This is a genomic window from Marinibaculum pumilum, assembly GCF_042646425.1.
Lineage (GTDB): Bacteria > Pseudomonadota > Alphaproteobacteria > Ferrovibrionales > Ferrovibrionaceae > Marinibaculum > Marinibaculum pumilum.
This window is the reverse complement of sequence record NZ_JBHRTR010000031.1, coordinates 321,353-336,203: the sequence shown is the minus strand read 5'-3', so window position 1 is coordinate 336,203 and position 14,851 is coordinate 321,353. Positions and strand designations below refer to the sequence as shown.

14 protein-coding genes are annotated in these 14,851 nt (G+C 69.8%); 3 read left to right on the top strand and 11 right to left on the bottom strand.

Annotated elements, in window-relative coordinates:
• Positions 1-110: 110 nt before the first annotated feature.
• Together ACFOGJ_RS19005 and ACFOGJ_RS19000 are read left to right on the top strand one after the other, a co-directional pair.
• A complete protein-coding gene (locus ACFOGJ_RS19005; protein ID WP_379903445.1) occupies positions 111-1,343 on the top strand; it encodes a styrene monooxygenase/indole monooxygenase family protein in 1,233 nt (410 codons plus the stop codon).
• A 23-nt stretch (positions 1,344-1,366) separates the two neighbouring features.
• Positions 1,367-1,861: a flavin reductase family protein gene (locus ACFOGJ_RS19000; protein WP_379903443.1), complete on the top strand. Its 495-nt coding sequence runs from the start codon at positions 1,367-1,369 to the stop codon at positions 1,859-1,861.
• A gap of 25 nt (positions 1,862-1,886) precedes the next feature.
• Here ACFOGJ_RS19000 and ACFOGJ_RS18995 read toward each other — a convergent pair whose 3' ends face one another.
• Positions 1,887-2,429, bottom strand: a complete 543-nt coding sequence (locus ACFOGJ_RS18995) for a carboxymuconolactone decarboxylase family protein (RefSeq protein ID WP_379903441.1) — start codon at positions 2,427-2,429, stop codon at positions 1,887-1,889.
• Positions 2,430-2,441: 12 nt separating this feature from the next.
• Positions 2,442-3,239: an acetoacetate decarboxylase family protein gene (locus tag ACFOGJ_RS18990; RefSeq protein ID WP_379903439.1), complete on the bottom strand. Its 798-nt coding sequence runs from the start codon at positions 3,237-3,239 to the stop codon at positions 2,442-2,444.
• Between the two features lie 193 nt (positions 3,240-3,432).
• Between ACFOGJ_RS18990 and ACFOGJ_RS18985 the strand changes: the two genes are divergently transcribed.
• Positions 3,433-4,689 carry an alkaline phosphatase family protein gene (locus tag ACFOGJ_RS18985; RefSeq protein ID WP_379903438.1) on the top strand — a complete coding sequence of 419 codons (1,257 nt, stop codon included), beginning with the start codon at positions 3,433-3,435 and terminating at the stop codon, positions 4,687-4,689.
• Between the two features lie 13 nt (positions 4,690-4,702).
• On the opposite strand, the gene ACFOGJ_RS18980 is transcribed toward ACFOGJ_RS18985, so the two are convergent.
• The 9 genes from ACFOGJ_RS18980 to ACFOGJ_RS18940 form a co-directional block, all read right to left on the bottom strand.
• The gene (locus ACFOGJ_RS18980) at positions 4,703-5,860 is read right to left on the bottom strand and encodes an NADH:flavin oxidoreductase/NADH oxidase (RefSeq protein ID WP_379903436.1); all 1,158 of its coding nucleotides are present in this window, start codon (positions 5,858-5,860) and stop codon (positions 4,703-4,705) included.
• Positions 5,857-6,915, bottom strand: coding sequence for an NAD-dependent epimerase/dehydratase family protein (locus tag ACFOGJ_RS18975; RefSeq protein ID WP_379903434.1), 1,059 nt, complete (start codon positions 6,913-6,915; stop codon positions 5,857-5,859). The genes ACFOGJ_RS18980 and ACFOGJ_RS18975 overlap by 4 nt, the downstream gene beginning before the upstream one ends.
• Positions 6,912-8,540 carry an AMP-binding protein gene (locus ACFOGJ_RS18970; RefSeq protein ID WP_379903432.1) on the bottom strand — a complete coding sequence of 543 codons (1,629 nt, stop codon included), beginning with the start codon at positions 8,538-8,540 and terminating at the stop codon, positions 6,912-6,914. The genes ACFOGJ_RS18975 and ACFOGJ_RS18970 overlap by 4 nt, the downstream gene beginning before the upstream one ends.
• A gap of 2 nt (positions 8,541-8,542) precedes the next feature.
• Entirely contained in the window at positions 8,543-8,938 is a 396-nt protein-coding gene (locus ACFOGJ_RS18965; RefSeq protein WP_379903430.1) for a Zn-ribbon domain-containing OB-fold protein, read from the bottom strand.
• A 5-nt stretch (positions 8,939-8,943) separates the two neighbouring features.
• Positions 8,944-10,092, bottom strand: coding sequence for a thiolase family protein (locus ACFOGJ_RS18960; protein WP_379903428.1), 1,149 nt, complete (start codon positions 10,090-10,092; stop codon positions 8,944-8,946).
• Positions 10,093-10,171: 79 nt separating this feature from the next.
• Positions 10,172-11,236, bottom strand: coding sequence for a TRAP transporter substrate-binding protein DctP (gene dctP / locus ACFOGJ_RS18955; RefSeq protein WP_379903426.1), 1,065 nt, complete (start codon positions 11,234-11,236; stop codon positions 10,172-10,174).
• A gap of 44 nt (positions 11,237-11,280) precedes the next feature.
• The gene (locus ACFOGJ_RS18950) at positions 11,281-12,579 is read right to left on the bottom strand and encodes a TRAP transporter large permease (protein WP_379903424.1); all 1,299 of its coding nucleotides are present in this window, start codon (positions 12,577-12,579) and stop codon (positions 11,281-11,283) included.
• Positions 12,580-12,581: 2 nt separating this feature from the next.
• Entirely contained in the window at positions 12,582-13,085 is a 504-nt protein-coding gene (locus ACFOGJ_RS18945) for a TRAP transporter small permease subunit (protein WP_379903422.1), read from the bottom strand.
• Positions 13,078-14,814, bottom strand: a complete 1,737-nt coding sequence (locus tag ACFOGJ_RS18940; RefSeq protein ID WP_379903420.1) for an AMP-binding protein — start codon at positions 14,812-14,814, stop codon at positions 13,078-13,080. Before ACFOGJ_RS18940 ends, ACFOGJ_RS18945 begins: the two co-directional genes overlap by 8 nt.
• Positions 14,815-14,851 lie beyond the last annotated feature (37 nt).

The window sequence follows — 14,851 nt, the reverse complement described above, 5'->3', positions numbered from 1 at the left end:
AGCCTCGAGGCTTCACACCGCTTGCGGAATGGATTCTCGGATCAGGCCCGAGAACGACAGACATCAGACGAAGAACAAATAGGCGAAGACCAAACAGGCGAGGCAGAACAATGCGCAGGATCACCATCGTCGGCGGCGGCCAGTCCGGCCTGCAGCTGGGCCTGGGGCTGCTGAAGAACGGCTACCAGGTCCGTGTCGTCCAGAACCGCACGGCGGAAGAGATCGCCGCCGGCAAGGTCCTCTCCAGCCAGTGCATGTTCGCTAACGCGGTGCAACACGAACGCGACCTGGGCATCGACTTCTGGACCGAGGAATGCCCGCCGGTGGAGGGGATCAACTTCATGGTCCCCCACCCGGAACTGCCGGGCGAGAAGGCGATCGACTGGGCCGGACGGCTGGACCGCAACGCCTATTCGGTCGACCAGCGGGTGAAGATCCCGCGCTGGATAGACGAATTCCGGAAACTGGGCGGCTCCATGATCATCAAGGAGGCGGGCATCTCCGACCTGGAGCTCTATGCCCGCGAGGACGACCTGGTGATCGTCGCCTCCGGCAAGGGGGAGATCGGCCGCCTGTTCGAGCGCGACCCCGACAAATCGCCCTACGACAAGCCGATGCGGGCACTGGCGCTGACCTATGTGACCGGCATGACACCGCGGCCGGAATATTCCGCGGTCTGCTTCAACCTGATCCCCGGTGTCGGCGAGTATTTCGTCTTCCCGGCCCTGACCACCACGGGCCCGTGCGAGATCATGGTGTTCGAAGGCGTGCCCGGCGGGCCGATGGACTGCTGGGGGGACGTGAAGAGTCCCGACCAGCATCTCGCCACCTCGAAGAAGATCCTGGAGACCTTCCTGCCCTGGGAGGCGGAGCGCTGCCGCGAGGTGGCGCTGACCGACGACAACGGCATCCTGTCGGGCCGCTTCCCGCCGACCGTCCGCCACCCCGTGGCCACCCTGCCGTCGGGCGCGCAGGTGCTGGGCCTGGCCGACACCGTCTGCCTGAACGACCCGATCACCGGCCAGGGCTCGAACAACGCGGCGAAGGCGGCGGCGGTCTACCTGGAGCGGATCCTGTCGCACGGCGACCGGCCCTACGACGCGGCCTGGATGCAGGGCACCTTCGATGCCTACTGGGACTATGCGCAGTGGGTGACGGCCTGGACCAACATGCTGCTGTCGCCGCCGCCGCCCTTCGTGCTCGACATCATGGGCACGGCCTGCCAGGTCCCGGCGCTGGCGCATCGCATGGCCAACGGCTTCGACGATCCGCGCGACTTCTTTCCCTGGTTCGCCGATCCCGACGCCGCGGCCAGCTACATGGCCGAGCTGAAGGCGGCCTGAGGCAGGGCCAGGAGGGCGCGACGATGGGCATCGCGGTCGATCCCGACAGCTTCCGGGCCGCCATGGCGCGCTTTCCCGGCGCCGTCACCATCGTCAGCGCCCGCTCCGCCAGCGAGCGGCTGGGCCTGACCGCGACCGCGGTCTGTTCCGTCAGCGCGGAGCCGCCCAGCCTGCTGGCCTGCGTCAACCGCCGCACCGGCACCTGCGCCGCGGTCGCCGACAGCGGGCTGTTCAATGTTAGCCTGCTGCCGGACCCGTCGGGGCCGCTGGCGATGCGCTTCGCCGGTGCCGACGGCGCGACCGGAGAGGCGAAATTCGCCCTGGGCAACTGGACCGAGGATGGCCGCGGCCTGCCGGTGCTGCGCGACGCACCGGTCGCCTTCTCCTGCGAAGTCGACCAGCAGGTCGAGGCCGGCAGCCATGCGATCTTCATCGGCCGGATCGTGGAGATCCGCCAGGCCGACGGCGCCGCCCTGCTCTATGAGCGGTCGCGGTTCCACCGCCTGGCACCAATCTGACGGCCGGCGCGGCCGGCGCTCACCCTCAGATCGGGCAGCTCACCGTTTCGAGCTGCAGCGCGGCCAGCATCCGGCCGAAGCCGATATATTGGCCGGCCATCATCATCAGCTCCAGGATCTCGCGGTCGCTGAACTGCGCCCGCAGCTCACGCATGGTGTCGTCATCGAAGGCATGATGGTTCTCCGCCATCAACTCGGCCAGCCGCACCGCGGCCTTCTCCCGCGGGCTGAAACTGCCGCCCTCCGCCACCGTGTCGACGCCGCGCGCGGCCTCGTCCTCGGTGACGTGGTCAGGGTCCAGCCGCGCGGCCTTGCAGGTCTTGCAGCCGTTCAGGGTGGCGATGCGCAGCCGCACCAGTTCCTTCAGGCGTGGCTCCAGCGCGCCGTCCACCCCGTCATTGGAATGGAACGGATAGTAGAAGGACAGGTAGCGCTCCAGCAGGTCGGGATGGGCGGCGAAGGCGCGGGCGACATGGCGGGTGGACCAGTCCTGCGCACCGGCCCCGTCGTGCATCTCCTTCAGGAAGGCCGGCAGCGCCTCGGCCTCGGCAAGCGGCAGTCGGGACATGTCGGGTCTCCCTCAGGCGTTCTGGGGATGGATGGTCTGGACGTTCTCCGTGTCCAGGGCGGACCAGTCGTCCAGGCGACCGTAGAGATAGGGCAGGAACGCATCCGCGTTCAGCCGCGCCAGGGGTCGGCAGGAAGTGATCAGGTCGCCTTCCAGATAGGCGGCGCCGCGCAGCTCGACGATCTCCAGGTCCGACAGCGGATCATGCACCGTATGGCCCAGGGTCAGGCTGCCGCGGCCGCGCCGCTGCACATCCAGGCTGTTGCGGAACTCCGCCAGGGTCAGGACCGGGTCGTCCTCCAGGCCGATGCCGGTGCAGGACGGGGTTGCCTTGATATTGAAGTTCACGCCCTGCGCCTGCCCTGGGCCGAGATCCTCCGTCAGGTCGGCCTTGATCTCGATCAGCCGGGTGCCACCGCGCTCCACGAAACCGTGCATGAAGCTGCCGCGCCGCTGCAGGGTGGTGCTTGCCATCTTCTTCGGCTCGCCGAACAGGTCGCGGCCGAAGATGATCGCATGGTCCTGGTCCATGTACATCGACAGGACATAGGGGCCGGTGATGTCCTTGTGGCGGGCCATGACATAGATCGCGCCGCCGGTGAAATCGGCCACGCAGTTCGACCGCCAGCGCCCCACCATCGCGGTGACCAGCGGCTCGTCCGCCGGCTCCAGGCCGGGCGGCAGGATCGCCGCCACGGTCTCCTTCCGGGTCAGGAAGTCGATCGAGAGCATCTCCGCGCCGACGAAACGCGGCGCGCTCAGCACCGCCTGGATGCGGGCGACCTCCTCCTTGGTCTTCACGAAGCCCATGGCTGTCTCCTCCGTCTGTGTTTCTTGGCCGCCCGGGCGGGCCGGGAGCGGCAGGCCGGATTGTCCGACAATTCCGTAGGATAACAGCAACCCTTCCCGGCAGCGACCCGGGCCACAGGGCCTGCCGACACATGGCTGCAATATGGGTCGGCTAGACTCTCCGGAATCCACGCCCATACCTTCAGGACCCGCCATGCCGCAGCAGCACCGGAAACTGATCGCCATCCTGGTCGACGGCCTGAGCGCCGACTATTTCGACGCTCATCGGCAGCGGATGCCGCACCTCTCCGCCATGGCCGAGGACGGCACCCGGGTGGTGCGGCTGGCCTCGGCGGTGCCGGCGACCTCCATGCCCGGCCGCGCGACCATGCTGACTGGCGCGCCGCCGGAGCGGCACGGCGCCTGGGGCAACCATATCTTCGACGGCCAGACCTTCCGCTGCGCCCTGGCCAACGACCTGAAGGTGCCGACGATCGCCGGGCGGGCAAGGGCGGCCGGCCGCGACGTGGCGGCGATCGGCCATGCCATGGTGCATCCGGGCGATGCCGACTGCTTCTACCCGCCCTGGTGGCTGCGCGGCTTCGTCGATGGCAGCCGCTTCGCCAAGTCGGCGCGGCTGGACGGCGGCATCTATACCGACCATGTGCTGGACCCCGACGACCGCCTGGCCGCTGCGATGGTCGCGGACGGCCCGCTCCTGCTGTCGGCCGATCTGGCGGAGGATGCCGCGGCGGCGCTGATGAACGGCATGCACAACGACCAGCGCAGCCTGGCCGCGGTCGCCGCCCTCGCCTGCTCCGACAGCCCGCCCGACCTGATCCTGACCGAGGTGGCGATGACCGACGCGATCCAGCATCTGCATGGCTTCGCCAGCGATCCGGCGCACTGGGCCTTCGCCACCGCCGACCTGCTGATCGGCTCGCTGCTGCAACGGCTGGAGAAGGCGGGCCGGCTGGACGAGTATGTCGTGGCGGTCTGCAGCGACCACGGCCATGCGCAGATGGAGACGGCGTTGTTCCCCGGCGCGATCCTGCCCGACCATCTGTGGGAGGCGGAGGGCGCCACCCTGCATGTCGTCGCGCGCAGCGCAGCGGAGCGGCGGGAGGCGGCGGAGCGGCTGGCGCCGTTCGGGGTGACGGAGCTGGACAGCACCCATGTGCCGGAACCGCACCGCGACCGGATCGCCACCTTCGTCGCGCCGGACCGCCACAGCTTCGAGGCGAAGCCCGACGGCCTGCCGGCGGAGCAGACCATGGGACCGCCGAAATACGTCTCCACCCACGGCCTGCGCCCGGGCGATCCGGCCGACGACCGCTTCTGCGCCTTCTACGGCGCCGGCATCGGCCGCGGCAGCATCGACCGCGCGGTGTCGGAGGATTACCTGCCGATGCTGGCCGGCATCCTGGAACTGCCGGCGACCGACGGCGACAGGCCGGACCTGCTGGGCTGAAACGAGTCCCTAGTCAGGCCCCCTCTCGTCGAAGGCGCTCCCGCCGGTCGAGCCACCAGCCATAGGGCTGCGGCCAGGCGGCGAATCCGGCCTCCGGATCCAGGTCCCGCTCCGCCCGCAGCAGCCAGTTCGGGTCCACCATCGCCTCGCGTCCGATCGCCACCAGGTCGGCCTGCCCTTCCGCCAGCACGGCTTCCGCCTGGCGTGGCTCCGTGATCAGGCCGACGGCCATCGTCGGGATCCCGGCATCCCGTCGGACGCGGGCCGCGAACGGCACCTGGAAGCCCGGCCAGCGGGGCACCCGCGCCGCGGTGGCGGAGCCGCCGAGACCGCCGGCCGAACAGTCCACCAGGTCGATGCCGCGCGCTGCCAGCGCACGGGCGAAGACCACGGAATCGTCGAGGGACCAGCCATCCTCCTCCCAGTCGCGTGCGGATATCCGCACGAACATCGGGCGCTCCGCCGGCCAGGCGTCGCGCACCGCCTGCGCCACTTCCAGGGGAAAGCGCATGCGCCCGGCGAGATCGCCGCCATAGGCGTCGCCGCGCCGGTTGGACAGAGGCGACAGGAACTGGTGCAGCAGGTAGCCGTGGGCGCAATGCAGTTCCACCACGTCGAAGCCGGCGTCGAGCGCCCGGAGCGCGGCGCTGCGCCATGCCTCGCGCAGGCGCGCCATGTCGTCCCGGTCCAGGGCCCGCGGCACCGGCCAGCCTGCGGCCGCCGCCAGCGGCGAGGGTCCGACGACCGGCCAGGGCGCCTCGCCACGGGCCCGGTCGAGGTCGCCCAGCGGCCCGTTGCCATGCCAGGGGCGCTGCGTGCCGGCCTTGCGGCCGGCATGGCCGAGCTGGATTGCCGGCGCGGCGCCATGGGCGCGCAGAAAGGCCGCGATGCGACGGAGGGGCGCCACCTGTGACGAATCCCAGAGGCCGACATCGCCATGCGTGATACGGCCCTCCTCGGCCACCGCCGTCGCCTCCACGAAGACGGTGCCGGCACCGCCCAGCGCGAACTTCGCCAGATGCGCGAAATGCCAGTCATTGGCGACGCCGTCCCGCGCCATGTACTGGCACATCGGCGAGATCGCCAGCCGGTTGCGCAGGGTGAGGCCGCGCAGCGACAGCGGGGCCAGCAGCACAGGGCGTGCCGGCGACGGGCAGGCCTCCCTGCTCACGGCACGATCCGGTCGCGGCGCAGGCCGTCCAGAATCCTGAGCAGGGCCGCGCCGTTGTCCTCCGTAGCGTGGAAGCCCAGCCGGCGTGCCTTGTCCATGGCGGAGACATCGTCCCATGTCACGCCGAACAGGCCGTCGCCATAGGCCCAGTTCACCAACTGCCCAAGATCGCGTTCCCGCAGCCCATGCCGGTCGCAGAGCGCCGGCCATGCCGCTTCCAGCGGCTTCATCCGCTTCACGAGCGGCACAGGGTCGGGCGGTGCCGGCGGCATGTCGAACAATGCAGCCACCGACGGCCAGAGATCGCACCAGCGGAACCAGCCGCCGTTGACGATATTGACGTCCTGACCCGCGCAAGCGGGCGCCACAGCCGCCCAGAGCAGCGCATCGGCGAGCAGGTCGGCGGTTGTCGCCTGGGAGCGCTTGCGGAAATTCGCCTCGCTGCCGGGAAAGGACAGCGGCAGGCCGGCCTCCTTGAGCAGGGCGGCATAGACCGCAATCAGGGTCACCAGGTTGTTGCCGGACCCTTGCGAATAGCCCCAGACGGTATGCGGCCGCAGGCTGCACCAGGTCCATCGCCGGGCAGCCGGGCAGGCCTGCGAACGCACGCGGACCAGGTCGTGCTGGTCGAAATAGAACAGCGGCCCGGGCCCGGACGGATCCGCCTCCCGCGCCGGCACGGCATAGGGACCGAGATGGCAGCCATACCATTTCGTGCCATGTACCAGGACCACCCGCTGCAGGCCCGGCGCATGGCGCTCCAGCAGGTCCAGCGCATTGGCCAGCAGGCGGACATTGCGTTCCGCCTCCGCCACCGCATCGGCGGCAGCGACCTTCGCGGCGACGAACAGATGGGTCACCGCCTGCAGGCCCTCTGCATGGCGGGACAGGTCCGCCCGGTCCAGCAGATCGGCCGCAATATGCACCACCCCTTCCGGTCCCTCCGCACGTCGCGACAGGCCGATCGCCGACCAGCCCGGGCTGGCATTCAGCCTGAGCGCCAGGTGCCGCCCGACGACGCCGCCATCGCCCAGGATCAACGCCGTTCCGGTCATCGCGCCCGCCGCTGCTTCTGGGCGCGGCAGTCGTACATGCCGGCGCGCTGCCGCGGGTCCTCGCCCGCGGCGAAGATGGCCGACTTCCGCAGCTTCTGGGTCGCGGTCAGCGGCAGTTCGTCCAGGAACAGCACCCAGCCGGGCGCCTTGAAATAGGCGAGGCGCCCAAGCGCATGCCCCACCACCTCCTGCGCCAGCGCGGCGTCGGGCACATGTCCCGCACGGGGCACCAGACAGGCCAGTACCTCCTCGTCGCGCAGCTCGTCCGGGACCGCAAGCACCGCCACCTCGGCGACAGCGGGATGTCCGCGCAGGCAGGCCTCCACCTCCGCCGCGGCGATGTTCTGCCCGCTGCGGCGGATCATGTGCTTCTTGCGGTCGACGAAATGGTAGAGCCCGTCGGGCGCCCGCCGGACGATGTCCCCGGTGTGGAACCAGCCGCCGCGCCAGGCCTCCGCCGTTACCGCCTCGTCCTTCCAGTAGCCTGCGAACAGGCCCTTTCGCGGCTCCGCCCCGGCGCGGCGGAGCAGCAGCTCGCCCTCGCCGCCGTCGGCCACGGGCCGGTCCGCGTCGTCGACGACGGAGAGTTCGATGCCGGGAAGCGGCCGCCCGATGGTGCGGCTGTCGATGCCCCGCGGCTCATGGTTCGCGGCCGTCGCGATGCCGACTTCCGACATGCCCCAGACCTCGATCATGGGAAAGCCGAAGCGCCGTTCGAAGGCATCATGCTGGGCCGGATCGAGGCCCGCGCCGACGCCGAAGCGCACGTGATGGGCGCGCTCCGCGTCGCAGGGCGGGGCGGCCAGCAGCACGGGGGCCACGATGCCCAGATAATGGATGATCGTGGCGCGGGTCTGTACCAGGTCCTGCCACCAGGAGCGCGGGTGGAACCGGTCCGGAAAGATCATCGCGTTGCGCGACAGGATCATCGCCGGGTTCGAGATGCCCAGGCTGTTGGCGTAGAACAGCGGCAGAGGATTGTAGAGTCGCTCCGCTTCCGGCCGCACCTGCATCGCGCCGCCGGCCTCCAGGTAGCGGCGCCCGGCGAACAGGAAATAGGCGTTGCTGAGCAGGCATCCCTTCGGCATGCCGGTGGTGCCGGAGGTGTAGAGCAGTGCGCCGGGGCTGTCCTCGTCCGGCGCTCCGCCGGCCGCCGGCCGCCGGGCTTGCGGCAGCGCGTCGGCAAAACGGTCCGAGGGTATCACCGGCGCACCGTCCGGCACGCCGGCCGAGACGGCGGCCAGGCCGTCGCACCGGTCCGGCAGGGCGATGGCGAGATCCGCTTCCGAATGGGCCAGCAGGAAGGCGAGGTCCTCTGCCCGGTAGTCCGGGTTCACCGGGACCGTGCAGGCGCCGAGGCGGATCAACGCCAGGAAGTGCAGCATGAACTCCGGCCGGTTCTCCAGCAGCAGCGCCACCCGATGCCCCGCCCCGTAGCCGCGGGCGGCATAGGCTTCCGCCAGGCGCTCGACCCGCTCCGCCGTCTCGGCATAGCTCCAGTCCAGCCCGTCCGGCAGATAGCCACGCTCCGCCCGCGCCGGCACGACAAGGCAGGAGAGGTCGCCGGCCTGTGCCGCGGCGGCGTCGAAGGCCGCCGCCAGGGTGCTGAACGGCGCCGCCGCCATCGTCAGGCCTGCGCCGGGTGGAAGGTCACCTTGCCGCTGTCGTGGAACCGTGGCCGCATCCGGTCGCCGATCCTCATCGCCTCCGGCGCCACCTCCTCGACATTGGTGACGAGGCGGATGCCCGGCGCATCGTCGAACTCCAGCAGCGCAACGATATACGGTAGCCGCTCCTTGTAGGCGGGGTCGAAGGCATGGCGCACCGCGGTCCAGGAGAACACCGTCCCGGTGCCCTCCACCTTCTGCCAGGCGATGTCGCGGCTGCGGCAATGCGGGCAGGCCTTCATCGGGTACCAGTGGAAACGCCGGCAGCTGCCGCATTTCGGAAAGGCCAGCGCACCCTGTCGTGCGGCCTCGAAGAAGCCGGCGAATTCCGGCGCCTTGATGTCGATCTCGTCCATCCCGTTCACCTTCCCAGCAGAAGCACGCCGTAGTCCGGCACCGAGAGGCCGCTGACCAGGCCCACCTCGGGATCCGTCACCTGCGCCTCGCCGGCATCGCCGCGCAGCTGGCGGACGGCCTCGATGACATGCTCCGCGCCCAGCAGGTAGCTGTAGGACAGAAGCCCGCCATGGGTGTTGATCGGCAGCCGGCCATGGGTGGAGGTGTCGCGCTCGCGCACGAAGGCGCCGCCCTCCCCCGGCTTGCAGAAGCCCATGCTCTCGATCTGCATCAGGCAGGAGATCGTGAAGCAGTCGTAGATCTCGGCGAAGTCGATATCGGCCATCTCCAGCCCGGCCTCGCCCAGTGCGCGCTGCGTGGCCTTGGCCGCACCCGGGATGCGCAGCATCTCGGCGCGCTGGGTGAAGATGTCGTCGCCGCTGACCGCCTCGCTGCCGAAGCCGCAGCCCAGCACCTTGACCGGCCGGTGGCGCAGGTCGCGGGCGCGCTCCGCCGTGGTGACGATGAAGGCGCAGACGCCGTCGGAGATCACGCAGCAGTCCGGCACCCGCAGCGGGTCGGAGATCATCCGCGCCGCGCCATAGCTGTCCATGTCCAGCGGCCGGTCCAGCTGGCTGCGGCCGGTGCGCAGGGCATTGCCGCGCTGCGCGATGGCGATCGCGGCCAGGTCGGCCTCGGTCGCGCCGTATTCGTGCATGTAGCGCTGGGCCCAGAGCGCGAAATAGGAGGGCTGGCCGTTGAAGCCGTAGGGCTTCTCGAAGGCCAGCTTTGCGGGATAGTAGTCGTGGAAGCCGTAGGGGCCGCCGGCCCGGCTGCCCCAGTCGACGCCGAAATAGCACAGCACCGTCTCCGCATGACCGGCCTCGATCGCCGCCCGCGCGATCATCGGCGCACAGACGATCCCGGTCCCGCCATACGAGATACCGCCGTCGAAACGGCGCTCGATGCCGAATTGGGCGGAGACATATTCGTGCGGCACGGTGCCGGGCATGATCATGCCGTCGGTGACGATGCCGTCGATCGTTCCCGGATCCACCCCGGCATCGGCGATCGCGAGGTCGATGGCGTCCACCGCCAGTGCTCTGATGTCCTTGTCGGCACGCCGGCAGGGCCGGGTTTCGCCGATGCCGACGATGGCAATCTCTGTGCCCATGTTCTGACTCACTCCGTCACGCTGCCGGGACGGGGCTCCGGCGGCCCCGCCCCGGCGGTCCATTCAGGCCGGATACGGCCTATTCGGGAAACTTCTGCTCGTAGCTGGACTGGGGAATGTGCTTCGCCAGCGTGTCGCGATAGGTCTGCAGGAACGCCGCGACATCGGCGTCGGTGCGGGCCTGCCGGCTCTCGATCCAGTCGGCCTTCAGCTGCTCGTAGTCGATCGCCTGCTTCCAGGCTGCGACCTCTTCCGGGGTGAAGCGGTAGAAGTCGACACCCAGTTCCTGGGCCTTCGCCACCGTCGCGGCATCGCCCTTGCGGACATACTCGATCGACTTCGCCGGAAACTCGCGGCGCATCTTGGCGATCTCGTCCTTCACCTTCTGCGGCAGGCCGTCATAGACGTCCTTGTTCATCGCCAGGCCGCAGGTGTAGTAGGTGCCGATCCCCGGCGCGACGATCGTCTTGGTATGGGGCAGCCAGTTCTCCGGCCCGGGCATCCACAGCGGAATGCCGGTATAGCCGTCGATCGCACCGGTCTGCAGGGCGGTGTAGATGTCCGCCGTGGACATCGGCACGGGGATCATGCCCGCGGCCTTGCCGACGATATTGCCGACCTCGCCATAGGCGCGGACCTTCAGGCCCTTCAGGTCGGCGGCGGAGGAGACCGGCTCGTCGACGCCGATGATCGTGGCCGACGGCGCGTCGAAGGCCAGGATGACGACGTTCTGCTTCTCGTATTCCTTCTGCAGCGGCGGATAGCTCTCGTAGAGTTCCGCCAGGGTGGCGGAGACGGCATCGCCCTTCTCCGTCACGTAGGGCATCTCCGCCATCGAGGTCAGCGGCAGCGCGGCGGGGGTATAGCCGGTGCAGAAATAGCCGACATCCGCCAGACCCTGGCCGATGCCGGACAGATGCTCGCCGGCCTTCATCAGTGCCGACATGTACATCTTGTCCTGCACCTTCACCGCACCGTCGGTGCGCCGGCTCAGTTCGTCCAGATAGCCCTCGTACTGCAGGTTGGAGCTGGAGCCCTGGGAGACGTAGGTCGAATAGACCAGGTTCGTCTCCGCGCCCGCGGTGCCGGCGGCGAGCAGGGCCGCCGCCGCGGCCAGGGCCGTGACTGCCTTTCTGGGATGCATCTCGGTTTCCTTCCCTTGGTTGTTCGCCCGGCGCCGCGTCGCGGTCATCCGAGCATGAGTTGCGGCAGAAGCAGGGAGATCTCTGGCAGCGCGACCAGCAGGGCCAGGGTCACCAGCTCCAGCAGCACGAAGAAGCCGGCACCGCGGAACACGGCGGAGATCGGCATCTCCGGATCGACGGCCTTGATGACGAAGACATTGACGCCGAGCGGCGGCGTGATGTTCGCCAGCTCGCTCATCTTCACGACGATGATGCCGAACCAGACCGGGTCGTAGCCGAGTGCCGTGACGGTCGGGAACACGATCGGCAGGGTGATCAGGCAGAGCGAGATCGGCTCCAGGAACATGCCCAGCGGGATATAGGCGGCCAGGATGATCGCCAGGATCACCCAGGCCGGCAGGCTGCTGTCGGCGACGATGCCGCCCAGCAGCCGCGCCAGGCCGGACAAGGCGATGTACTGGCTCAGCAGCCCGGCACCGATCAGGATCAGGAAGATCATCGCGCAGCTGCCGGCGGCGTCGCGGCCGCTCGCCAGCAGCTCCCGCCACTGGAAGCCGTGGCGCGCCAGCACCATCAGGAAAGCCGCGACCGCGCCGATCGCCGCCGCCTCGGTCGCGGTGAACAGGCCGGAATAGATGCCGCCGACGATCACGCCGAACAGCACCGCCACGCCCCAGCCGTCGCGCAGACCGGACAGACGCTGCCCCCAGCTGAAGCGCTGGTCCGCGCGCGGCATCAGGTCGGGGCGCAGCCGCGCCAGCAGGTAGAGGCCGATGCAGAACACCAGGCCGGTCAGGATCCCCGGCAGCACACCGGCGATCAGCAGCTGACCGATATCGGTCTGAGTGATGATGCCGTAGACCACCAGCATGATGCTGGGCGGGATCATGATCCCCAGCAGTCCGGCGGAGGCGATGGTGCCGGCGCTGATGCTGCGGTCATAGCCGAAGCGGCGCATCTCCTTCAGCGCGATCTTGCCCACCGCGGCCGAGGTCGCGACGCTGGAGCCGGAGGTCGCGGCGAAGGCGGCGCAGGCGAAGACGGTGGCCATCGCCAGGCCGCCGCGCAGATGGCCGACGAAGCGGTTGGCCATCTGGTAGGCGCTGGCGCTGACCCCTGCCTGGGTGGCGAAGGCGCCCATCAGGATGAACAGCGGGATGGTCATCAGCGCCAGGTCGGTGACCTTGCCATAGGGCATGTGGCTGAGCGCGGTCATCGCCACCGGCAGGCCGCGCAGCGCGACCAGGCCGGCAAAGGCCGCGATCAGCAGGACGAAGGCGACCGGCAGGCCGACCAGGATACCCAGCACGAAGACGGCGACGACGATCAGGTGGGAGTCCATGGTCAGGCCGCCTCCCCGCGTCCGGCGGGGCGGATCGCGGCCCCGAGGGCCGCCAGCAGGTGCACCAGCAGCTGCAGCCCGAACAGCACGAAGCCCAGTGCGATCACGGCCCGCACCGGCCAGATCGGAAACGGCAGGGTGCCGACCTGGAACTCCATGCTCTGGTAGCTGTGCCAGGCGGCGCCGATGGTGGTCACCGCCAGCAGGACGGTGAAGCCCAGGCAGAGCGCCAGCGAGATCACGTCGGCCCAGCGGCGGACGACGGACGGCAGCATCACGACCAGCGCCTCGATCGCGACATGGCCGCGTTGCCGCTGTGTGTAGGCGATCACCAGGAAGACCAGCAGGGCCAGCAGCACGCCGCCCGCCTCCGCCGCGCCGACAAGGGCAAATCCCGCCGCGCGGGCGACCACGTCGGCCGTCACCACCAGTGCCAGCAGCATCAGGGCGATGCCGCCCACGATGCTGGCGGGCTCCACCAGGGCTCTCACGACACGATCAAGCATGTCGCCCGGCCTGTGCCGCCGGTCGGGTGTCTTCGGTAGCGGCGGGCAATTCGCCAAGGTCGCGCAGCCGTTCGACCACCCGGTCGCGCAGCAGGAACTTCTGCACCTTGCCGCTCGGCGTCAGCGGGAAATCGTCCAGGACCAGCAGATATTCCGGGTGGTACTGCCGGGCCAGCCGCTGGCCCTCCAGATGGCGGCGCATCTCCGCGAAGTCGAAAGCGCCGCCCGGATGCAGCTGGACCGCCGCACAGGCCTTTTCCTGGAAGCGCGGATCCGGCACCGCCACGACGGCGGCGCGCAGGATCGCCGGATGCCGGTGCAGCACCTCCTCCACCTCCACCACGGGGATGTTTTCGCCACCGCGGATGATGATGTCCTTGCTGCGGCCGGTGATCCTGATATGGCCATCGGCCGACTGCCGCGCGCGATCGCCGGTGCGGAACCAGCCGTCCGCAGTGAAGCCCGCCGCGGTAACCTCCGGCCGCAGGTAATAGCCGGCAAACATCGACGGGCAGCGGCACACCAGGTCGCCCTCCTCCCCGGGCGGGACCTCGCCGCCGGCATCGTCGAGGATGCGCACCTCGTTGCCGGGCAGCGGGGCGCCGTCGGATTCCGCGGCCCGTTCCGGCGCCTCGGCCAGGCCGGTCAATGTGACCAGGCCGACCTCGGTCATGCCCCAGCCGGTGCTGACCGTGCAGCCCAGCCGGTCGCGGGCACGGTCCAGGAGCACCCGCGGGATCGGCGCACCGGAACAGAGGAAGGCGCGCAGGCTGGCCGCGCCGCCGGCCGGACCGACCGCATCGACCAGATCCTGCAGGAAGGGCGTGGCCCCCATGCAGAAGGTGACCTTCTCGCGGTCGATCAGGCGCAGGGCCGCATCCGCATCCCAGCGTTCCATCAGCACCACGGCACCGCCGATCAGCAGCGGCAGCTGTCCGCCATAGACGAACCCGGTCTGGTGTCCGAAGGTCGACGCCATCAGGACGACATCGTCGGCGCCCAGCCCATGGTCTGCGGCCAGCGCCAGCGGCGGGCAGAAGTTTGTGTTCGCCGTGTGCATCACCCCCTTCGGCTCGCCGGTGGTGCCGGAGGTGAAGACGATCTCGGTGACCGTGTCGGGGTCGGTCGCCACCGGCGGCATCGGCTGCCCCGCCTGCAGCAGGTCGCCAAAGGGACGGCCCGCATCGCCGGGATCGCCGACCACGAAGACCGACTGCAGGCCGGGAAGGCCCGGCCGCAGCCCGGCCAGCATGGCGCGGTGGTCATGGCCGCGGAAGATGTCCGGGATCACCATCGCCCGCGGCTGCACCAGGCCGAGCATCAGCCGCAGTTCCCGCTCCCGGTAGATCTGGGGCAGCGGCACGCAGACGGCGCCCAGCAGCGAAAGCGCATATTCCAGCAGCGGGAACTCCCGCCAGTTGGGAAGCTGCACCGCGACGATGTCGCCCGCACCGATACCCGCCGCCGCCAGGCCGGAGGCAAGGCGCTGCGTGGCCGTCAGTGTCTGGGCATAGCTCAGCCGCCCCGCCCGGTCGACGAGCAGGGTGCGGTCCGGCATCTCCACCGCCCGCGCGGCGAGAAGCTGATACAGGGTCTGGCCGGGCCAATGTCCGGAGCGGCGATGACGGGCGATCGTCGCCGCGGGAAAGGCCGGACGATCCAGCACCGGCAGGCCGCCCGGCAGCGGGGTGCCACCCTCTTCGGGCGGTTGCTTCGCGTGGCTGTTCACTGGGGGCTCACTGGGGCGGATCCTCCTGGACGCCTGA